Source organism: Acuticoccus kandeliae, assembly GCF_003073115.1.
The window spans coordinates 586,035-607,174 of the sequence record NZ_QBBV01000004.1 but is presented as its reverse complement, the minus strand read 5'-3'; the positions used below and the strand labels follow the sequence as shown (position 1 = coordinate 607,174).

The window sequence follows — 21,140 nt, the reverse complement described above, 5'->3', positions numbered from 1 at the left end:
CGCCAAGTTCTTAAAGGACATTCGAATGAAGGATCAGCGCGACACCGCGGCGAGCCGCTACCGCAGGGCAACCCAAATTGCCCGAACAGGCAACGATCCCGCGGAGTTTTTCGGGTTCGTCAATCCGCCAGTGGTGCACGCCTCCACCGTGCTTTTTCCGGATGTGGAAACCAGCTTCGCGGGAACCCAGCGCTATACCTATGGCCGTAGAGGCAGCCCCGGCGTCGACGCGCTCTGCAATGTCATGAACGCGCTGGAGGGCTCGGAATCGACGATTCTGGTGCCGACCGGCCTCGTCGCCTGCACCGTCCCGCTCGCCGCGGTGACGAAGGCCGGGGACCGCGTCCTCATCGTTGACAATGCCTACGCGCCGACCCGCAAATTCTGCGACGGTTTCCTGACCCGCTTCGGGGTCGAGGTCGTCTATTTCGACCCGCTCGACGTCGAGACCTACGCCAGGCTCCTGAAGTCACCGACCGCCGCGGTGTTCCTGGAAGCGCCGGGCTCGCTGACCTTCGAGGTGCCGGACGTGCCGCTTCTTGCCGGAATGGCGAAGGAGGTCGGCGCGACGGTGATGCTCGACAACACGTGGGCGACGCCGCTTTATTTCCGCCCGCTCGACCATGGCTGCGACATTTCGATGCATGCCGCGACAAAATACATCGCCGGGCATTCTGACCTTCTTTTGGGCACAATCTCGGCGAACGGCGAGGCTGCCGAGAAGGTGAAGAAGACCTGGGACGAGTGGGGCGAGCATGTCGGCCCGGACGACGTCTACCTCACCTATCGCGGTGTGAAGACGCTCGACGTCCGCCTGGAGCGGCACCAACGCAATGCGCGCATCGTTGCCGAATGGCTCGCCGCCGACCCGCGCGTCCACCGCGTCCTCTATCCGGCGCTGCCGGGTGCGCCGGGGCACGAGATCTGGAAGCGCGACTTCAGCGGCGCGACGGGCCTCTTCGCCATCACGCTGAAGGGCGACCGGGAGTCGGCCGCGCGCGTCGTCGACACGCTCGACCTCTTCGGGATCGGATTCTCGTGGGGCGGGTTCGAGAGCCTGGCCACGCTGCCGATGGTCCAGCGCGTGCGCACCGCGACGACGTGGCCGGAGGACGAGCAGCTGATCCGCCTGCACATCGGCCTCGAGGACCCGCAGGACCTGATCGAGGATCTCGACCGGGGCCTCGCGGCGTTCGCGGGCTGAGCCGCGATCGAGAAGAGCGCGCCGGGGCTGTCCCCGGCGCGGCTCAGGCCGTCTCGGCGAGGGCGGAGCGGCGCTCGCGGAAGATCAGCCACAGGTTCCGGGCGTAGATCAGGAGGCCCGCCCCCTGGCCCGCGATGAAGACCGGGTCCTGGCGATAGAGGGCGTAGACGAAAAGGATCGCCCCGCCCCCGATCGAGAAGAACCAGAAGGCGACCGGCACGACCGAGCGGCCCGCCCGCTCCGAGGCCAGCCACTGGATGATGAAGCGGGCCGAGAACATCGCCTGGGCGAAGAAGCCGATGGCGATCCACACGTCGAACTGCTCGACGAAGACCTCATGGAACCACTGTCCGAGGTCCGCCAGCACACTACTCATTCACTCTCTCCAGGATGACTTCGCTCGCCTCCGGCCGGCGGTGGGCGCGCCGGCGCAGCCACCACACGCCGAGAAGGTCCGGCAGGCCGACGAGCGCGCGGTCGAGGACGCCATATTTGGACTGACCCGTGGTGCGCGGCCGGTCCGCGACCTCGACATGGGCGATCTGCCAGCCTTCGCGCATGAACAGCGCGGGGTAGAAGCGATGATTGTTGTCGAAAAAGGGAAGCTTCAGATAGGGCGCGCGCCGCATGGCCTTGAGGCCGCAGGCGGTGTCGCGCGTGTCGTCGGCGAGCATCGCGCGCCGCATCCGGTTGGCGACCTTGGAGACGAACTTCTTGCGCCACCCGTCATGGCGCCGCGTGCGCTGGCCCGCGACGAGGCCGACCGCGGGGTCGGCCAGCGGGGCGACGAGGTCGGCGAGGTAACGCGGGTCGTTCTGCCCGTCCCCGTCCATGGTGACGAGGATGTCGCCGAAGGCGGCCTGCGCGCCGGCGCGGATCGCGCGCGACTTGCCGCCGGAGAAGGGGTGGCTGAGGAGGCGCACATTGGGCAGACCCGCCGCGCGCACGGCCTCGCCCGTCCCGTCGGTGGAGCCGTCATCGACGACGACGATCTCGAACGGTTCGGTCAGCGGGCCGGCATTGATCTCGCGCAGGAGGTCGCCGATCGACCCTGCCTCATCCTTCGCGGGAATGATGATCGTGATCGCGGGACGCTGTGATCTGGGGAATTCCATGGGCCTTTCCGGGAACGGTGCGGCGGTGCGCTGCACGACGGGCCGCTCCGTCCGATACAACCGTTGCGAGGTCAACGGCAAGGTTCGGCGAGAACGGCGCCCCGCGGCGGCGCGATATCCCCCGCCGCGGCCGGGTCAGCGAGTCGCGGGGCGGAACAGGGTCAGACTGACCGGATCGCCTTTCGAAATGTTGAAGCCGTCGACGACGCCGGCCGTCTCGAGCGTGAGGCCGGCGGCCGCCGCGGCGGCCTCGACCTCCGGCACGAAGCGGGCGCGCGAGGCGATGATGGCGCAGCCCTCCTGCACTTCCTTGACCGCTTCCTCCGGCGAGAGGAGGCCTGTGTCGGTGCCGGCGAGGAAGATCATGCTCGGCTCGTTGAAGCCGATCGAGATGAGGCGCGGATTCTCGCACCCCGCGTTCGCTTCCGCCGCCGCGACGAGGCGCGGGCTCACCCAGATCGGGGAGAGGCCGGGGAGCGCGATGCCCCAGACCGTCGCCTGCGCGATGATGGCGCCCGCGAGCGCCGGTGCGATGACGCTGGGCGACAGGAGCGGCGCCCCCTGCCAGATGGCGCGGGCGGCGGTGAGCGCCGCGACCGCGGCGACGATCGCGAGCGCGACGGCGACCCAGGGGACCGGTGCGCCGAAGACGATGTAGAGGCCGGGGATCACGGCGACGAGCGCGACGGGGATCGCTGCGAGGAGGACGGCCGCGAGGCGGCGCAGGAGGCGCGTCGGCGCGACCTCGGAGAGGGCCGCGACGGTCGCGAGCGCGATGCCGGGGACGAGCGGCAGCGTGTAGTGCGGCAGCTTGGTCGGCACCAGCTCGAACACGATCCAGGACGGGACGACCCAGGCGAAGGCGAAGAGGAAGGCCGGCCCCCGCCGCTTCCAGATCTTCCAGGCCGCCGCGAGCGCGAGCGGGGCGAGCGGCCAGCCGACGGCGAAGAAGGTGGCGAGGTGGGCGAGCGGCGGCGCGCCGTGTCCCTCCTGGCCGGTCGCCGCCTTGCCGAGGAAGTCACGCCCGAGCGCGGCCTCGAAGAAGGCGCCGTCGGTCGCGAAGTAGATGGCGAGAAACCAGGGCAGGCAGATCGCGGCGAGGATCACGATGCCCGGCAGGACGCGCAGGCGCCCGAGGAGCTGCCGCCCCGAGGCGATGGCGAGCACGATGATGGTGAGCGCCGCCACCATGGGCGCGATCGGCCCCTTCACGAGGATGCCGCATGAGAGCGCCACCCAGAAGAGGATTGGCATCGCCCAGGATTTTCGCTCCGCGAGCCAGACACGGGCGAGCGCGCCCTGCATCGCGACGACGGTCGCGAGGAGCACGGCGTCGGTCTTCGCGAGACGCGCCTCGACCCCCATAATGATCGTCGCGCCGAGCAGCGCGCCGACTGTGAGGGCGGCGCCGAGCGGCAGGAAGGCGCGCGCGGCCCAGGCCGTGAGCAGCATCGCCGCCGTCGCGCCGAGGAAGGAGGGGATGCGGTAGACCCAGAGCGGCGCGGCCGCACCGTCTCCGCTCAGCGCCACAGCGCCGGCCTGGAGCCAGTGGATCCCGATCGGCTTCTTGTGGCGCGGCGCTTCCTGGAAGCGGATGCGCACATAGTCGCCAGTCTCGACCATCTGCTTGGTCGCCTGCGTGTAGCGCGGCTCGTCCCGGTCGATCGGCGGTACCGAGGCGATGCCCGGCAGGTATGACAGCGCGATCGCCGCCAGGAAGAGGAGAGCGGCGGCGACGAGGAGGCCGTGGGCGCGTTGCGGCGCGGAGGGGGTCTGTGCTGCGGCGGGCATTGCGCGCGCATCTAGTCCGGCCGGAGGGGCCTTGTCCATCGGCACCGATGCAACAGAGCCGCCCCACGGGCGCGCCCATATGGCGCGGGCCTCCGCCCCCTGCTATGGGCCGCGCATGCCAGTGTTTGCCCATCTGACCGATCTGCACCTGCGCCCGCCCGGCACCATGACGCTGGGGACGGTCGATGCCGACAGGTTCGTCGCCGCCGCCGTCGACACGGTGAACGCGAAGCACCCGGACGTGGACGCGGTGCTCGTCACCGGCGACCTCGCCGATCTCGGCGAGGAGGAGGCCTATGCGCGGGCCGCGATGCTGCTCGCGCGCTTCTCCGCGCCGGTGCTCGTCGTCCCCGGCAACCACGATTCGACCGAGGTGCTGCGCTCGGTCTTCGCCGCCTTTCCGGGGGTGCGCGACCCGCGCGTGCCGGGCAAGGTCTGCCATGCGGTGGAAATCGGCGGCGTCACCGTCGTCTCGCTCGACACGTCGGTCGACGGGCTCGCCGACGGGCAGCACCACGGCACGCTCGGCGGCGAGCAGCTCGACTGGCTGGAGGAGACGCTGCTGCGCGCGGGCCCGACCCTCGTCGCGATGCACCATCCGCCCTTCGAGGTCGGCATCCCCTTCATGGACCGCATCGCCCTCACCGATGCGTCGGCCTTCGCCGAGGTGATCGCGCGCAACGAGAACGTGCTGCGGATCGTCTGCGGCCACGTCCACCGCACGATCGTCGGCGAGGTGGCCGGGGTGCCGGTGATCGCGGTGCCGGGCGTCGCGCACCAGGTGCAGCTCGCGCTGAGCCCCAGCGATCCGCCGGGCATGGTCATGGAGCCGCCCGCCTACGGCATCCACATCGTGCGGCGCGGCCGCGCGATTTCCCATGTGGGCTATGTTGACGATTTCGGCCCGCCCGTCGTCTTTGGGGGCGACGAGACACTGGAAGGTTGAACGATGAGCGTTCTCGACGCCGCCTCCTCCGCGCTTCCCATCACCATCGCCGATGTGGAAGCGGCCGCCGCCCGCCTGTCGGGCATGGCCGTGCGGACCCCGCTGCTCTCCACCCCCGCGCTCGACGCGCGCACCGGGGCGCGGGTGTTCGTGAAGGCGGAGTGCCTCCAGCGCACCGGCTCGTTCAAGTTCCGCGGCGCCTACAACCGCATCGCGATGATCCCGGAGGACGTGCGGGCGCGCGGCGTCGTCGCCTGCTCCTCCGGCAACCACGCGCAGGGCGTCGCCGAGGCCGCGCGCCTCTTCGCGGTGCCGGCGACCATCGTGATGCCGAACGACGCCCCCGCCATCAAGCGCGCGCGGACCGAGCGCTCCGGCGCCACCGTGGTGCCGTACGACCGCGTCACCGAGGACCGGCTCGCCATCGCGACGGATATCGCGGAGCGGACCGGCGCGACCTTCATCCACCCCTATGACGATCCGGGCGTGATGGCCGGGCAGGGGACGATCGGCCTCGAGATCGCCGACGACCTCGCCAGGATGGGCGTCATCGCGGACCGCGTGATCGTGCCCGTCAGCGGGGGCGGCCTCATTGCCGGCGTCTCCATCGCGCTGTCGGACCGGATGCCGGGCATCATCGCCCAGCCGGCCGAGCCCGAGGCGTTCGACGACCTCACCCGCTCGCTCCAGGCCGGGAGCCGCGTCGCCAACGCGCAGAAGTCGGGCTCGATCGCCGACGCGCTCCTCGCCGACATGCCGGGTGAGAACACATTCCTCATCCACCGCCAGCTCCTGTCGCCGGGCTATGCGGTGCCGGACCCGGCGCTCCTGCGGGCGATGGGCTTCGTGATGAACGAGTTCAAGCTGGTCGGGGAGCCGGGCGGCGTCATCGGCATCGCCGCCCTGCTCGAAGGGATGCTCGCGGCGAAGGGGGAGACGGTCGTCGTCGTCCTGTCGGGCGGCAACGCCGATCCCGCCACGATCAAGGCCGCGCTCGATTCGGCCGCGCCGGTCGCCTGACCGGCCGCCCGCTCAGCCCCAGAGTTCGGGGAGCGGCGGGAACACCTTCGACTCCTCGAAGATCAGCCCCGGCGAGCGGTCGTGGGCGAGGAGGAGCGGGCCGTCGAGGTCCACATAGTCGGCGCCCTGGGCGGTGTAGACCGCCGGGGCGATGCCGAGCGAGGTGGTGAGCATGCAGCCCATCATCACCTTGAAGCCGAGCCCGCGCGCCGCCGTGATCATGTCGAGCGCCTCGGTCACGCCGCCGGTCTTGTCGAGCTTCACGTTCACCGCGTCATAGCGCTTCACGAGCTTTTCGAGGTCCTTGGTGAGGTGGACGCTCTCGTCCGCGCAGACCGGGACCGGGTGGGAGATCGAGGCGAGGACGCCGTCGCGCCCGGCCGGCAGCGGCTGCTCGATGAGCTCCACCCCGACATTGGCGCACGCGCGCATGTTGATGAGGAGGTTGCGCTCGTTCCAGCCCTCGTTGGCGTCGACGATCAGCTTTGCGTCGGGCCGCGCCTTGCGCACGGCGGCGATGCGGGCCTCGTCGTCCTGCGGTGCGCCGAGCTTGACCTTGAGGAGCGGGTAGGCACTCGCCGCGCGCGCCTTCTCCGCCATCACCTGCGGCTCGTCGAGCACGATCGTGTAGGCGGTGAGGAGGGGCTGGGGCGTGATACCGAGGATGTCGCCGGCATGGCGGCCGGTGCGCTTGGCCTCGAGGTCGATGAGCGCGCAGTCGATCGCGTTGCGCGCCGCGCCGGCCTTCATGGCCTCGCGCAGGGCGAAACGGTCCATGCCGCCGCCGATCGCCTCGGCCATCGCCTCGATGTCCGCGATCACGCCCTCGACGCTCTCGCCATAGCGCGGGTAGGGCACGGACTCGCCGCGCCCCACATGGTCGCCGTCGGTCAGACTCACCACCACCACGCGCGCGATCGTCCGCCGCTCGCGGGAGATGTTGAACGAGGAGGCGATGGGGAACTCCTCGGCTGCGACGGCGAGGTTGATCATGATCCGAACTCTTTGGTGATGCGGTCCACGATGGGCCCGACGCCGAAGCGCACCGGGTCTGTCGCGGGAAGGTTATAGTCTGCTGCCGCCTTGTCGAGGATCGCGCGGGCCTCGTCCCCATTTTCGAAGGCGGCGGTGTTGATCGCGATGCCGACCGGGCGGATCGCCGGGTTCGTCAATTTGCCGAGCGCGACCGTCATCTCGATGACGTCGCCGATCGAGGGGAGCGGGGTCTTCACGCCGCGCATGTTGGTGCGCGTCGGCTCGTGGCAGACGACGAAGGCGTCCGGCTGCGCGCCATGGAGGAGGCCGAGCGATACGCCGGCGAAGGAGGGGTGGAAGAGCGAGCCCTGACCCTCGACGAGCTGCCAGGCATTCTCGTCGGTCGCGGGGCTGATCCACTCGGCCGCGCCGGAGATGAAGTCGGCGACGACGGCGTCGATCGCGACGCCGCGGCCCGAGATGAAGACGCCCGTCTGCCCGGTCGCGCAGAAGGTCGCGTCGAACCCGGCCTCACGCATCCCGGTCTCGAGGGCGAGGGCGGTGTATTTCTTGCCGACCGAGCAGTCCGTCCCGACGGTGAGGAGGCGCTTGCCGGGCCGCTTCGTGCCCTTGCCGGTCTCGAAGGTCTGGGAGGAGCGGCGCACGTCGAAGAGCTTGCGCCCGTTGCGCGCGGCGGCCTCCGCGATGGCCGGCACGTCGCCGAGGCGCGAGTGGAGGCCGGCCGCGACGTCCATCCCCGCGTCGAGCGCGTCGACGATCGACTGCACCCAGTGCTCCGGCAGCTTGCCGCCCGCATTCACGACGCCGACGATCATCGTGCGCGCGCCCTTCGCCGCAGCCTCGGCGGCGTTCAATTCCGGTAGCTTGGCGTCGGCCTTGCAGCCTGGGAGGCGCCACTGGCCGAGGCACCACTCACGTCTCCAATCCACGATGCCGAGCGCAGTCTTGGCCGCGAGCGCATCCGGCACGTCACCGAGGAAGAGGAGGTATGGTTGTTCGAGTTCCATCGCGAATGATCCTGCTGTGAGGAATTTGCAGCACTATTGTGGCGCCTTTCAGGGATCCCGTCCCAAAGTGGTGACGGAGCCCGGAGAAGTCGGTAACAGCTAACATAGACAAGGATTTTTGCCACACGATGGACGCACGCGCCCCGTCAACGCAGCCCTTGGTGAAGGTCACCCGCGCCGGTGACACGACGACGGCCGCCTTCTCCGGTGCGTGGATCGTGGCGAACGCCGCGGACGCCGAGGCCGCCATCAACGGGATCGATTGCGGCAAGGCGATGCACCTGACGATGGACCTGTCGGGCATCACCACGGCCGATTCCTCGGGCGCCTGGATCGTCCACCGCGAGCGCGCGTCGGCCGAGTTCGAGGGCCGCCGCGTGGAGCTGACCGGGGTGAGCCCGCGCGTTCAGTTCCTGCTCGACGAGATCGAGGCCCACATCCCCGACCCGCTCCCGCACGAGCGGCGGCCCTACGCCATCATCCGCGGCCTCACCGAGCTCGGCCGCTCGGCGACGATGTGGATGAAGGACCTCGTCTCGCTGCTGTCGATCCTCGGCGTGTTCGGCCTGCGCCTCGCGACTTCGATCGCCAACCCGAAGCACCTGCGCCTCACGTCCATCCTGTCGAATTTCGACCGGACGTGCCGCGGCGCGGTACCGATCGTGATGCTGATGAGCTTCCTCGTCGGCCTCATCATCGCCCAGCAGGCGGGCTTTTATCTGCGCACCTTCGGCGCGGCGCTCTTCGTCGTCGACCTCTCCGGCGTCCTCATCCTGCGCGAGATCGGCGTGCTCCTCGCCGCGATCCTCGTCGCCGGCCGCTCCGGATCGGCCTTCACCGCCGAGATCGGCTCGATGCGGATGCGCGAGGAGGTGGACGCGCTCCACACGCTCGGCCTCGACCCGGTGGAGGTGCTCGTCGTCCCGCGCCTGATGGCGCTGATGATTGCGCTGCCGGTGCTCGCCTTCCTCTCCGCGCTCGCGGCCTTGTTCGGCGCGCTCCTCATCACCTGGCTCTATCTCGGCATCACGCCCGACCTCTTCATGCAGCGCCTGAAGGAGGCGGTGACGCCGCTCGAATTCTATATCGGGCTCGCGAAGGCGCCGTTCATGGCGCTGATCATCGGCCTCGTCGCGTGCAGCGAGGGGCTGAAGGTCGGCGGCAGCTCCGAATCGCTCGGCCGCCACACCACGAGCTCGGTCGTGAAGGCGATCTTCCTCGTCATCGTGGTCGACGGTCTCTTCGCCATGTTCTTCGCGGCGATCGGAATATGAGCGCCGAGGTCGCCGATCGGCGCATCATCCCGCTCGAGTCCGGATCGAACGCGGACGAGAACGTCATCGAGGTGCGCGGCGTCTCGGTCTCGTTCGGCTCCTTCAACGTGTTCAAGAATCTCGATCTCGACGTGAAGCGGGGAGAGATCCTCGGCTTCGTCGGCGCGTCGGGCGCAGGCAAGTCGGTGCTGATGCGCACCATCCTGGAGCTCGTCCCCAAGCAGAAGGGCACGATCACTCTGTTCGGCGAGGACATCGACAAGATGGACTTCGCCGAGCAGGTGGAGATGAACAAGCGCTACGGGGTGCTGTTCCAGATGGGCGCGCTCTTCTCGTCGCTGACGGTGCTGGAGAACATCCAGGTGCCGATGCGCGAGAACCACAAGATGAGCCAGCGCCTGATGGACGAGCTCGCCATGCTGAAGCTCGACATGGTGGGCCTGTCGCGCAGCGCCGCGACGAAGCTGCCCTCGGAGCTCTCGGGCGGCATGATCAAGCGCGCCGGCCTCGCCCGCGCGCTCGCCCTCGACCCGGAGCTCCTCTTCGTCGACGAGCCGACCTCCGGCCTCGACCCGATCTCGGCGGCGGCCTTCGACAGCCTGATCAAGGGCCTTCGCGACACGCTGGGCCTCACCGTCTACATGGTGACCCACGACCTCGACAGTCTCTATTCGGTGTGTGACCGCGTTGCCGTCCTCGCGGACAAACATGTCATCGCGGCCGAGCCGATCGAGAAGCTTTTGAGTTTTGATCACCCTTGGGTGCGTGAATACTTCCACGGTATTCGCGGCGAGAGATTCGTCAGCGAAAGTTGACGCGAGCCGTTTTGACGACCGCTTAACCTGTTCCCGCCGATGCCACGGCACGGCAAGACAAACTGAGTTGATAGATGGAAACGCGTGCGAACTATGTAGCGATCGGCGCCTTCGTGATCCTGGTGCTCTTCGGCGCATTCGCGTCGCTCTACTGGCTCTATCGTTCCTCCGAACCGGGGGCGACGGAGGTCGTGCGCATCATCTTCCCAGAACCGGTGACGGGCCTCTCGAACGGCGGCTCGGTCCTCTTCAACGGCATCCGCGTCGGCGAGGTGACGCGCCTCGAATTCGCCCCGGAAGGGGGCGACAACGTCATCGCGATCACCCGCCTCAACCCGCGCGCCCCGATCAAGACCGACACGGTCGCGACGCTCGGCTTCCAGGGTCTCACCGGCGTCGCCTACATCTCGCTGAGCGGCGGCAGTGAATCCGCGCCGTCCCTCTTCGCCCGCGAGGAGGTCGTGGACGAGGACGAAGACGGCATCCCCGATCCGCCCACCATCGAGGCGGCGACCTCCACCTTCACCAACGTCGTCGACACGGCGACGAGCGTGCTCCAGCGCCTCAACTCCACGCTCGACACGGTCGACCAGCTGCTCACCGACAACCGCGACAACGTCAACACCGTGGTCGCGAACGTGAAGACCTTCACCGACGCGCTCGCCGAGTCCGCGCCGCAGATCTCCGGCCTCATAGACGACGTCTCCAACGCCGGCCGCGCGATCGCGACGACCGTCCCGCAGGTGACCTCGGTCGTGCAGAGCGCGAACACGATCCTCACCGCGATCAATCCGGAGCGGGTCGGCCAGATCGTCGACAATGTCGAGACCTTCACCTCCACGCTGCCGCAGATCAGCCAGCAGGCCGAACAGATCGTCGGCAACGTGAACGGGCTCGTCGTCCGCCTCGACGATGCGGCCGGCGTGCTCGGCGAAGCGATCCGCTCGGCCGGTGACGTCATCGCGTCGGTGGATTCGGCGTCGATCGGCGAGATCGTCGAGAATATCCGCAACGCGACGGGCGTCCTCTCCACCCGCTCGGCGGAGATCGGCACCTTCGTCGACAACGCGGCCGTCGTGAGCGGCAATGTGCGCGAGCTGACCGAGACGCTCGCCGGCAAGCGCGAGGCGCTCGGCAAGGCGGTGGACGATGCGGGTGCCCTCATCGGCGACGCGCGCGAGGCCGTCTCCGCCGCGCGTCCGGCCATCGATTCCTTCAGCCAGGCGCTCGCCGCCGTCACGCCCGAGCAGGTCACCCGCATCGTCGGCAATGTGGACCGGATCACCTCCAAGCTCGCCGAGGAGACCGAATCCTTCAGCACGCTGGTGCACGCCGCGACCGACGCCGCTCAGAGCATCGAGCAGGTGGCCCGCGCGATCGCCGAGCGCAACACCGTGATCGAGAAGGCGCTCGACGATGCGGGCGTCCTCATCGCGAACCTGCGCGAGGCCTCGAACAGCGCGCCGCAGCTCGTCACCGAGGCGAACAACCTCCTCACCGACGCGCGCGGCGTGGTCCAGGCGGTCGACGCGGCGGCGATCAACAAGGTCGTCACCGATATCGGCACCTTCGCCACATCGCTGTCGGCCCAGTCCGGCAACATCGAATCGCTCGTGACCGGCGCGACGGGCGCGGCCGAGCAGATCCAGTCCATCGCCTCCGCGATTTCGGAGAAGATGCCGCAGATCTCGTCCGTGATCGACAATGCCGAAGCCGTGTCGGCCTCGATCCGCACGGCCTCCGCGGGGCTGCCTGAACTCGTGGAGAGCCTGCGTCCGGGGATCGAGAACGTCTCCACCGCGCTCGGCTCGATCGATCCGGAGATGATCGCGAACATCGTCCAGAATGCGAACTCCTTCGTCGAACAGATCACGGCCCAGGGCGAGCCGATCGCCGGCATCGTCGCGGACGCCCGCGTGATCGCCGCCGATGGGCGCACGCTCGTAGCGGCGATCTCCTCGCGGTCCGAGGAGATCGGCACGATGGTCGACAACGCCTCGCGCGTCGTGACCGACGTGCAGGCCGCGACGGCGCGGCTCGGCGGGGTGATCGACGCGCTCGAGCCGGGCCTGCGCAATGCGGGCGACGCGCTCTCCGCGATCGACCCGGCGATGATCTCGAGCATTGTCCAGAACGCGAACTCCTTCGTCGAGCAGATCACCGCCCAGGGCGAGCCCATTGCCGGCATCGTCGCGGACGCCCGCGTGATCGCCGCCGACGGGCGTACGCTCGTCGCCGCGATCTCCTCGCGGTCCGAGGAGATCGGCACGATGGTCGACAACGCCTCGCGCGTCGTGACCGACGTGCAGGCCGCGACGGGCAAGCTGAGCGGCGCGATCGACGCGCTCGAGCCCGGCATCCGCAATGCCGGCGACGCGCTCTCCGCGCTCGACCCGGAGGCCATCGGCGCGATCCAGCGTGACGTTGCGAGCTTCATCACCGCGATCAGCGAGAAGCAGGGCACGATCACCGCGATGATCGACAGCGCCAACGGTGCGGCGAGCCGGATCGAGGAGGTCGCGACCGCGATCTCCACGCGCACGCCGCAGATCGGCGAGGTGATCGACCGGATCGACGCGATCTCGCTCTCGGCGCAGAATTTCGCGTCGACCCTGCCCGGTCTCGTCGAGACGCTCCAGCCGGGGATCGAGAACGTCTCCCAGGTGCTCCAGTCGATCGATCGCGAGGCGATCCAGGGGGTCGTCACCGACCTTCAGAGCCTCGCCACCTCGCTGCGCCAGCAGGGGCCGGCGATCACCCGCATCGTCGCGAGCGTCGAGGCGACGACCACCGACGCGCAGGCGATCGCCACCAACGTGCGCGGCGTGGTCGACACCATCGCCGCCCGCCAGGAGGCGATCGGCACCACGATCGACAACGTGAACGCGACGGTCGCGAGCGCGCGCACCTTCGCGGACGGCCTGCCGAACCTCCTCCAGCGGGTCGAGCCGGGCGTCGCGAACTTCTCCGACGCGCTCGGCGCCATCGACCCGACGGCGGTGTCGACCATCGTCACCAATGTGCGCGACGTGACGACGACGCTCTCGGGGGCGCGGGAGGACTTCACCCAGATCCTCGCGACGGCCGGCGACGCCGCGCGCAAGGTGGACGAGGTCACGACCGCCGTCTCGGCCCGCGCCGGGGCGATCGGCAACGCGATCGACAGCGTGACCGCCTTCGCGACCGAGCTCGGCAACGCCGCCCCGCGCGTCTCCGACATCATGAACGGGGTCGACCAGGCGGTGCAGTCGGTGTCCGAGACGCTCTCGGAGGTGAACACGGAGGCGATCAACGACATCATCGCCGACGTCCGCTCCATCGCCTCGGCGATCGCGGCGCGCACCGGCGAGATCGGGCAGGCAATCGACAACATCTCGCAGGCGGCCCGCGGCCTCAACGACGCCCTCGGCACGATGGGCGGCGAGGACGGGACGCTGAAGCAGATCGTCGACCGGGTGCAGCGGATCGCCGAGAACCTGGAGGAAGCCTCCGAAGAAGTCGGCTCGGTGATGACCCGCGCGAACCGCCTCCTCGACGGTCCGATCCAGGGTCTCATCGCAAATGTCAGCAACGCGGCGCGTTCGGTTAATGAAGTTGCTGCAGCATTTGCGTCACGCGCCGACCAAATCGCGGGGAGCGTGGCCCGCTTCTCGAATGGTGGCCTTGACGATCTGCGTGCCCTCCTCAACCAAGGTAGAAGTACTCTGGTTTCGATTGAGAGCGCCGTGTCGAGTTTTGACAGAGATCCGAGCCGCGTCATCTTCGGCGGTCCGAGCGGCCCCCGCTATCAGCCGCAACGCCGATGAGAGGGCTTGCCTCTGTCCTTGCGCTACTCGGGGTTCTCGTCGTCGCCGGCTGCGGCGGCGGCGAGAAAGTCAGCGCGATCTATGAGCTGTCGGCCATGTCGAGCCCGCCGGTCAGCCGGGGCACGCGGGCGCAGATCCTGGTGCCCGAGCCGCGCGCGCTCGAGGCGCTGAACACCAGCAAGATCGCCGTCAAGCCGACCGAGCTGACGCTCTCCTACTATCCGGAAGTCGCCTATCAGGACGTGGCGCCCCGCGTCCTCCAGCGCGTCCTCCTCGACACCTTCCAGAACACCGGCCGTGTCGATGCGGTGGGCCTGCCCGGGCAGAGCCTCCTCATCAACTACCAGATCGTGACCGAGGTCCGCGCCTTCCAGGTCGAGACCTACGGCTCGGACCGCGCCCGCGTGGAAGTGTCGGTCAAGCTCCTGAACGACAGCAACGGCCGGGTGATGTCGAGCCGCATCTTCGACACCGTGGTGCCGATCTCGAACGACCAGGTCGAGACGGCGGCGGCCGGCATGAACCAGGCCGTGCAGCGACTCGCCGTCGACGTGGTGAACTGGACGCTCGCCCAGATCTGAGGCGATCCTCCCGCGCGTGGGGAAGGGCGCGTCAGGCGCCCCAGGTCGCCCGCGCGACACGCACCCAGTTGCGCCAGCAGATCTTCTCCGTCAGCGCCGCGCCGTAGCGCTCCAGGAGGAGCGCGCGCAGGCGGGGGAGCTGGTCGATGCCGGTGATCTCGTCCGGCACCAGCGCGCCGTCATAGTCCGAGCCGAGCCCGACCCCGTCTTCGCCGAGATGGGCGAGGAGGTGGTCGATATGGTCGAGGATGCGCGTCAGCGGCACCTCCGCGATCATCCGCCCGTCCTCGCGCAGGAACGCGGTCGCGAAATTGACGCCCACCATCCCCTTGGTCTCCGCGATCGCGTCGAGCTGCTTGTCGGTGAGGTTGCGCGCCGAGGCGCACAGGGCATGCGCGTTGGAGTGGGTCGCGACGAGCGGGTGGGCCGAGCGCTTGGCGACGTCCCAGAAGCCCTGCTCGGTGATGTGGGAGAGGTCCACCATGATGCGCAGCGCGTTGCAGCGCTCGACGAGGCGGAACCCGTCCGGCGTGAGGCCGGGGCCGGTGTCGGGTGTCGTCGGGAAGCGGAAGGGGACGCCGTTGCCGAACCGGTTCGGCCGGCTCCAGACGGGGCCGAGCGAGCGCAGGCCCGCCGCGTGGAAGACGTCGAGAAGGGCGAGGTCGCGGTCGATCGCCTCCGCACCCTCGATGTGGAGGATCGCGGCGAGGGGGCCGTCTGACGTTATCGCGCCTTCCAGCATCTCGGCGCTCTTGCAGATCGTGACCTCGCCGGCGCGCTCCAGGTTGGTGAGGATCGAGATCTGCGTCGCCGCTGCAGCCACGGCCGAATCGTGCGGCACCTCCGGGGGGAGGGGGACGCTGAAGCGCGATTTCGCCATCGCCGAATAGTCGAGCCCGGCGATGTTGGTGGAGGGGATCCACACGGCGAAGAAGCCGCCCCGGAAACCGCCGGTCTTCGCCCGCGCGCTGTCGATCGCGCTGGACGGGTTGGAGCGGAAGCGGGCGATCGCGCCCGACGGGCCGCTCGCCGCGAGTTTCGACAGGATGTCGTTGTGGCCGTCAAAGATCGGCGGCAGGGTCGGCTCGGCCAAGGAACAATCCTCGAGATGGTGGCGGGGGCGCCGCGGCGCACGCCATCATCCGACCCGCCGGGGAGGACCGCAAGCGCGGGGTTTTGGCCGGCACGCGCGGTGCGACGTCGCGTGCCGGCCGCCGGGCCCCGTCAGACGGCGAGATATTCTTCTCGCAGCGCCTTGTCGGCGAGCACGTCGGCTGCCGACCCCGTGTAGACGATCTCGCCCATGTCCATGATGATGGCGCGGTCGGCGAGGTTGAGCGCGGCGATCGCGTTCTGCTCGACCATGATCGTCGTGATGCCGAGGGATTTGATCTCGCTGACGATCGCCTCGATCTCGTGGACGATGACCGGGGCGAGACCCTCATAGGGCTCGTCGAGGAGGAGGAGCTTCAGGTCGCGGGCGAGCGCGCGGGCGACCGCCAGCATCTGCTGCTCGCCGCCCGACATCGTCACCGCCTCCTGCCGCCGCCGTTCGGCGAGGCGGGGGAAGTGGGAGTAGATGCGCTCGATCTCCCAACCCTTCGGCTCGGCGATCTGGCTGAGCTTCAGGTTCTCCTCCACCGTGAGGCCGGGGATGATCCGCCGGTCCTCTGGCACCAGCTGGAGGCCGAGGCGGGCCGCCTCGTAGGAGGTCATGCGGGTGAGGTCGTGCCCGCCGAGGTGGATCTTGCCGCCGCGCATCTGCGGGTTGTCCATCCGCGCGATGGTGCGCAGCGTGGAGGTCTTGCCGGCGCCGTTGCGGCCGAGGAGGGCGACGACCTCGCCCTCGTTCACCGCGAAGGAGACGCCCTGGACGATGTAGCTCTCGCCATAATAGGCGTGCACGTCCTCGCAGGAGAAATAGGGCTGGGTGCCGGGCGCCGCGTTGCGGGCGGGCGCGGCGTGCGTGTCGACGGCGCTCATCAGTGCGCTCCTCCGAGATAGGCTTCCTGGACCTTGGGGTCGCGGCGCACCTCGTCGGGGGTGCCCTCGGCGATGATCCGCCCTTGCGCCAGCACCGAGACCTTGTCGGCGAGGGAGAAGACGACGTGCATGTCGTGCTCGATGATCACCTTGGTCATGCCCCGCTCCTTGATCCGCTTGAGGAGATCGATGGTGCGGTTGGTGTCGAGCCGGCTCATGCCCGCGGTCGGCTCGTCGAGGAGGAGGAGCGAAGGGTGCTGGACGAGGCACATCGCCAGCTCCAGCCGGCGCTTGTCGCCGCGCGAGAGCGAGGCGGCCTCGTCGTGCCTTTTCTCGATGAGGCCGACATCGAGGAGGATGTGCTCGGCCTCGGCGCGGATGTCCTTGTCGGCATCGAGCGCGGAGAGGAGGTTCAGCCGGACCGCGCCGTCGCGCTTGGCGTAGGCGGGGGCCATCACGTTCTGCAGGAGCGTGAGGTCCGGGAAGATCTCCGGCGTCTGGAAGACGCGGGCGATGCCGAGCTGGTTGATCTCGTGCGGCTTCTTGCCGGTGATCACCTTGCCCTTGAACACCACCGCACCTTCGTCCGGGGCGATGCGGCCGACGCACACATTGAGGAGCGTCGACTTGCCCGCCCCGTTGGGGCCGATGATCGCGTGGGTCTTTCCCTCCTCGATCGTCAGATCGATGTCGGAGAGGGCGCGCAGGCCCGCGAAGTTCTTCTGAACGTCCGCGACGTGGAGAACGGCATTCTCTTTCATGACGACTTTTCCGTCTTGCGGCCGGTGAAGAGCCGGGCGATCCGCCTGAAGCCTTCGGTCAGCCCGCCTGGCAGGAAGATGACCACGAGGACGAAGAGCACACCGAGGGTGAGGTGCCAGCCTTCGCCGACGAAGGGCGAGACGATGGTCACGACCACGTCGCGCGCGCCGTCGGGCAGGAAGGAGAAGACGTCGACAAGCGTCGTGTGGCCGAGGGCGGAGAAGATGTTCTCGAAATATTTGATGAGAACCGCGCCGATGAAGGGGCCGAGGAGGGTGCCCGCGCCGCCGAGGATCGTCATCAGGACGACTTCGCCCGACGCCGTCCACTGCATGCGCTCAGCGCCCGCGAGCGGGTCGACGACCGCGAGAAGCGCGCCGGCGAGGCCGGCATACATGCCCGACACGACGAAGGCGGTGAGCGTGTAGGGGCGCGTGTTGAAGCCGACATAGGCCATGCGCGTCTGGTTCGACTTGATGCCGCGCAGCATCATGCCGAAGGGCGAGCGCGTGATGCGCAGCGCGATATAGAAGGCGACCATCAGGCAGATCGCGCAGGCCCAGAACCCGGCCATGCCCGTCATCTGGATGCCGAAGAAGCTCGCCCGCGGGATCGCGACCTCGGCCGTGCCGAAGACGGTGTCGATGATGCGCGGGTCGTCGCGCAGAACCCGCAGGCCCGTCTCGCCGTTGGTGATGGGGGTCAGCACCGAATAGGCGAGGTTGTAGCACATCTGCGCGAAGGCGAGCGTCAGGATCGAGAAGTAGATGCCCGAGCGCCGCAGCGAGACGTAGCCGATCGCCGCCGCGAAGACGCCCGCGATGAGGACCGACAGGATGATCGCCGGCACGATGTTCAAGGAGAGGAGCTTAAACGACCACACCGCCGCATAGGAGCCGACGCCGAGGAAGGCGGCGTGGCCGAAGGAGAGGTAGCCCGTCAGGCCGAACAGGATGTTGAAGCCGATCGCGAAGATCCCGAAGATCGCGAAGCGCTGCATCAGGTCCGGATAGGCCGCGCCGAAGGGCTGGAGCCAGATCGGCATCGTGAACACCACGATGGCGAACACGACCGTCATCAGGATGTCGGCCTTCGGCGGCCACAGGGGCCGCATGTCGGGGCCGAGGGGCGGGAGCTGCGTCGGCAGCTCCTGCTTGGTGTGGTAGTGGGCGCTGTGCGGCTCGCCCATGGCGCCGGCCGCACCACCCGTCTTCGGGGTGTGGGGTGTGGTGTCCATGATTGTCCTACGCCTCCATGACGCCACGGCGGCCGAGAAGCCCGCGCGGACGCGCGAGGAGCACCACGACGGCGACGAGGTAGATGATGATCTGGTCGATGCCGGGCAGGATCGACTTCACCTCGTTCAGCGAGGCGAAGGATTGCAGGATGCCGAGCAGGAAGCCGGCGAGGACCGCGCCGCCCAGCGAGCCCATGCCGCCGACCACGACCACGACGAAGGAGAGGACCAGGAAGTCCATCCCGATGTGGTAGTTCGGCGTGAGGATCGGCGTGTAGAGCGCGCCCGCGAGGCCCGCGACGATGGCCGCGAGGCCGAAGACCACGGTGAAGCGGCGCTGGATGTTGATGCCGAGGAGCTGGACCGTCTCACGGTCGGCCATGCCGGCGCGCACCACCATGCCGTAGGTGGTGAGGTTCAGGAAGGCGAACACGCCGCCGATGATCGCGAGCGAGGAGAAGAGGTAGATGATGCGCCACCAGGGATAGGTGATCACGCCGCTGAGCCCCAGCATCGCGCCGATATCGGCCGAGCCGCGCACGATTTCCGGCGCGGAGATCGGGATCGGGTTCGCCCCGAAGCCCGCCTTGATCAGCTCCTGGATGACGATCGCGAGACCGAAGGTCACGAGGATCTGCTCGGCGTGGGGGCGCTTGTAGAAGAAGCGGATCAGGCCGCGCTCGAAGATCACCCCGACGAGCAGCATCAGGGGGATCGTGATGAGCACAGAGAGCGGCACCACCCAGTCTATGATCGCGGCGCCCGTGTCGCCGAACCACAGGATGAGATAGGGCTCTTCCTTGTAGGCCTCGAAGAAGGTGATCGATTCGTCCCGGATCCGCACGGACAGCGTGAGGATCTCCTGGAGGCCGACGGCACAGAAGGCGCCCAGCATGAAGAGCGCGCCGTGGGCGAAATTGACGACACCGAGGGTGCCGAAGGTGAGGGTCAGGCCAAGGGCGATGAGCGCGTAGGCGCCCCCCTTGTCGAGCCCGTTCAAGAGTTGAAGAAGAATGGCGTCCATCGCACTCCCCGTCGCGTGCGGCCGCAAGGCGTCAACGCCGCGGCCGAAGGGCCGCGGTCGCAAGTCGCATTCAAGGGGGCCGGCGGTGGACCGGCCCCGGTTTCAGTCAGGTATCAGGCGCTGCAGCCGGCCACTTCGTAGGGGCCGAGCTCGCCGCCGAAGATCGAAGCGTCGTACGTGACCTGGTCACGCGGCACGATCTTGTAGACCTTGAGGAGATCGTACTGCGAGGTCGCGGCTTCGTTGCCCTGCACCACGAGCACGTCCTTGAAGCACTGGTGGTCCTCGCCGCGATAGAGCGTCGGCCCGTTGCCCATGCCGTCGAACTCGAAGCCTTCCAGCGCCTTGATCAGCTCGGGCGGATAGAAGGTGCCGGCGGTCTCGGCGGCATTGGCGTAGAGGAGGGCCTGCACGTAGCAGGTCTGCGCGGCCTGCGACGGCGGACGGCCGTACTTCTGGCCGAACGACTTGGCGAACGCCTTCGTGCCCTCGTCCTGGAGCTGCCAGCTCCAGTTGGACGTGCCGAAGATGCCCTTCACGTTCTCGCCCGCGCCCTCGGCCATCAGCTCCGAGTAGAGCGGCACGACGATCTCGAACTGCTTGCCGTTCACCTGCTTGTCGCGCATGCCGAACTGCACCGCCTGGGTCAGCGAGTTCACCATGTCGCCGCCATAGTGGTTGAGGATCAGCACGTCGGCGCCCGAGTTGAGGACCGGCGTGAGATACTGCGAGAAGTCGCCGGCGCCGAGCGGGGTGCGCACGGTCTGCACCGTCTGCCAGCCCTGCGCCTCGGTGGCGTTCTTGATGGATTCTTCCTGCGTCCAGCCCCAGGTGTAGTCGGCGGTGAGGTGGTAGGCGCGGCGTTCCTTGCCGTAGGCCTCGGCGAGCACCGAGCCGAGCGCGATGCCGGACATGTAGGCGTTGAAGAAGTGGCGGAAGCCGTAGCGCCGCTTGTCCTTGCCGGTCGTGTCGTTGGAGTGCGTCAGGCCGCACATGTAGACGACGCCGATTTCCTGCGCGAGGCTCTGCACGGCCACGGCGACGCCCGACGAGGAGCCGCCGGAGATCATGATCGCGCCGTCCTTCTCGATCATCCGGCGGGCCGAGGCGCGCGCGGCGTCCGACTTCGTCTGCGTGTCGCCGGTGACGAACTGGATCTTCTTGCCGAGGACGCCGTTGCCCTTGAGCGATGATGGCTTAAAGGTGTTCAGCATGCCGCCGTCGCCTTCGCCGTTGAGGTGCTCCACGGCAAGCTCATACGCGCGCAGCTCGTCCGCGCCTTCGTCGGCATAGGGCCCGGTCTGGGGCACGTTGAAGCCGAAGACGACGTTCGCACCCTTCGGCGCGTTGCAGAAATTCTCCTCGGCCCACGCATTGCGCGTGAAGAAGGTCGGCGCCGCCAGCGAGACGCCGGCGATCGCAGTTCCTTGAAGAAACCCGCGACGAGACGGACGCTTTAAGATGGTCATGAAAGTCCTCCCTTGGCCGAAGCTCGTGAGCTGGCTTCTGTGCCTCAATTACGTCTAATTCAGTGCGTCAGCGGGTCACAAGGCGAAGGTCGGCGCGTGTCAAACTTTTG

General features: G+C 68.4%; 18 protein-coding genes. 7 read left to right on the top strand and 11 right to left on the bottom strand.

All coding sequences use genetic code 11. From position 1 onward, the window contains the following. Positions 1–25 precede the first annotated feature (25 nt). Positions 26–1,204, top strand: a complete 1,179-nt coding sequence (gene metC / locus DBV35_RS25935) for a cystathionine beta-lyase (protein WP_108663275.1) — start codon at positions 26–28, stop codon at positions 1,202–1,204. Positions 1,205–1,247: 43 nt separating this feature from the next. Here the strand turns inward: metC and DBV35_RS25930 are convergent, their stop codons facing one another. The 3 genes from DBV35_RS25930 to DBV35_RS25920 all read right to left on the bottom strand — a co-directional run bounded on the left by DBV35_RS25930 (position 1,248) and on the right by DBV35_RS25920 (position 4,110). Further along, a complete protein-coding gene (locus DBV35_RS25930; protein WP_108663274.1) occupies positions 1,248–1,580 on the bottom strand; it encodes a lipid-A-disaccharide synthase N-terminal domain-containing protein in 333 nt (110 codons plus the stop codon). After that, positions 1,573–2,319 (bottom strand): glycosyltransferase family 2 protein, encoded by a 747-nt coding sequence (locus DBV35_RS25925; RefSeq protein ID WP_108663273.1) that lies wholly within the window; start codon positions 2,317–2,319, stop codon positions 1,573–1,575. Before DBV35_RS25925 ends, DBV35_RS25930 begins: the two co-directional genes overlap by 8 nt. Before the next feature lie 135 nt (positions 2,320–2,454). Further along, positions 2,455–4,110 (bottom strand): ArnT family glycosyltransferase, encoded by a 1,656-nt coding sequence (locus tag DBV35_RS25920; RefSeq protein WP_108663272.1) that lies wholly within the window; start codon positions 4,108–4,110, stop codon positions 2,455–2,457. A gap of 115 nt (positions 4,111–4,225) precedes the next feature. Here DBV35_RS25920 and DBV35_RS25915 point away from each other — a divergent pair, with 115 nt between their 5' ends. Together DBV35_RS25915 and DBV35_RS25910 are read left to right on the top strand one after the other, a co-directional pair. Next, complete coding sequence (locus DBV35_RS25915) at positions 4,226–5,056, top strand: phosphodiesterase (RefSeq protein ID WP_157961990.1); 831 nt, start codon at positions 4,226–4,228, stop codon at positions 5,054–5,056. A gap of 3 nt (positions 5,057–5,059) precedes the next feature. Then, positions 5,060–6,076 carry a threonine ammonia-lyase gene (locus DBV35_RS25910; RefSeq protein ID WP_108663271.1) on the top strand — a complete coding sequence of 339 codons (1,017 nt, stop codon included), beginning with the start codon at positions 5,060–5,062 and terminating at the stop codon, positions 6,074–6,076. A 12-nt stretch (positions 6,077–6,088) separates the two neighbouring features. On the opposite strand, the gene dgcA is transcribed toward DBV35_RS25910, so the two are convergent. Both dgcA and dgcN read right to left on the bottom strand, forming a co-directional pair. Continuing rightward, positions 6,089–7,072: an N-acetyl-D-Glu racemase DgcA gene (gene dgcA, locus DBV35_RS25905; protein ID WP_425428502.1), complete on the bottom strand. Its 984-nt coding sequence runs from the start codon at positions 7,070–7,072 to the stop codon at positions 6,089–6,091. Further along, positions 7,066–8,079 (bottom strand): N-acetyltransferase DgcN, encoded by a 1,014-nt coding sequence (gene dgcN, locus DBV35_RS25900; RefSeq protein WP_108663269.1) that lies wholly within the window; start codon positions 8,077–8,079, stop codon positions 7,066–7,068. The genes dgcA and dgcN overlap by 7 nt, the downstream gene beginning before the upstream one ends. Positions 8,080–8,207: 128 nt before the next feature. Between dgcN and DBV35_RS25895 the strand changes: the two genes are divergently transcribed. The 4 genes from DBV35_RS25895 (at position 8,208) to DBV35_RS25880 (ending at position 14,555) form a co-directional block, all read left to right on the top strand. Continuing rightward, positions 8,208–9,353, top strand: a complete 1,146-nt coding sequence (locus DBV35_RS25895) for an ABC transporter permease (RefSeq protein WP_108663268.1) — start codon at positions 8,208–8,210, stop codon at positions 9,351–9,353. Continuing rightward, on the top strand, positions 9,350–10,168 hold the full coding sequence (locus DBV35_RS25890; protein ID WP_108663267.1) for an ABC transporter ATP-binding protein: 819 nt from the start codon (positions 9,350–9,352) through the stop codon (positions 10,166–10,168). Before DBV35_RS25895 ends, DBV35_RS25890 begins: the two co-directional genes overlap by 4 nt. A gap of 74 nt (positions 10,169–10,242) precedes the next feature. After that, complete coding sequence (locus DBV35_RS25885; RefSeq protein WP_108663266.1) at positions 10,243–13,974, top strand: MlaD family protein; 3,732 nt, start codon at positions 10,243–10,245, stop codon at positions 13,972–13,974. Further along, the gene (locus tag DBV35_RS25880; protein WP_108663265.1) at positions 13,971–14,555 is read left to right on the top strand and encodes an ABC-type transport auxiliary lipoprotein family protein; all 585 of its coding nucleotides are present in this window, start codon (positions 13,971–13,973) and stop codon (positions 14,553–14,555) included. Before DBV35_RS25885 ends, DBV35_RS25880 begins: the two co-directional genes overlap by 4 nt. A 31-nt stretch (positions 14,556–14,586) precedes the next feature. Here DBV35_RS25880 and DBV35_RS25875 read toward each other — a convergent pair whose 3' ends face one another. The 6 genes from DBV35_RS25875 to DBV35_RS25850 all read right to left on the bottom strand — a co-directional run bounded on the left by DBV35_RS25875 (position 14,587) and on the right by DBV35_RS25850 (position 21,030). After that, positions 14,587–15,648, bottom strand: coding sequence for a dipeptidase (locus tag DBV35_RS25875; RefSeq protein WP_108663264.1), 1,062 nt, complete (start codon positions 15,646–15,648; stop codon positions 14,587–14,589). A 131-nt stretch (positions 15,649–15,779) separates the two neighbouring features. Further along, positions 15,780–16,538: an ABC transporter ATP-binding protein gene (locus tag DBV35_RS25870; RefSeq protein WP_108663263.1), complete on the bottom strand. Its 759-nt coding sequence runs from the start codon at positions 16,536–16,538 to the stop codon at positions 15,780–15,782. Then, the gene (locus DBV35_RS25865; RefSeq protein ID WP_108663262.1) at positions 16,538–17,299 is read right to left on the bottom strand and encodes an ABC transporter ATP-binding protein; all 762 of its coding nucleotides are present in this window, start codon (positions 17,297–17,299) and stop codon (positions 16,538–16,540) included. The genes DBV35_RS25870 and DBV35_RS25865 overlap by 1 nt, the downstream gene beginning before the upstream one ends. Beyond that, on the bottom strand, positions 17,296–18,414 hold the full coding sequence (locus DBV35_RS25860; RefSeq protein ID WP_108663478.1) for a branched-chain amino acid ABC transporter permease: 1,119 nt from the start codon (positions 18,412–18,414) through the stop codon (positions 17,296–17,298). The genes DBV35_RS25865 and DBV35_RS25860 overlap by 4 nt, the downstream gene beginning before the upstream one ends. A gap of 130 nt (positions 18,415–18,544) precedes the next feature. Continuing rightward, positions 18,545–19,561: a branched-chain amino acid ABC transporter permease gene (locus tag DBV35_RS25855; RefSeq protein WP_108663261.1), complete on the bottom strand. Its 1,017-nt coding sequence runs from the start codon at positions 19,559–19,561 to the stop codon at positions 18,545–18,547. A gap of 113 nt (positions 19,562–19,674) precedes the next feature. Beyond that, positions 19,675–21,030, bottom strand: coding sequence for an ABC transporter substrate-binding protein (locus DBV35_RS25850; RefSeq protein WP_108663260.1), 1,356 nt, complete (start codon positions 21,028–21,030; stop codon positions 19,675–19,677). Positions 21,031–21,140: the final 110 nt, after the last annotated feature.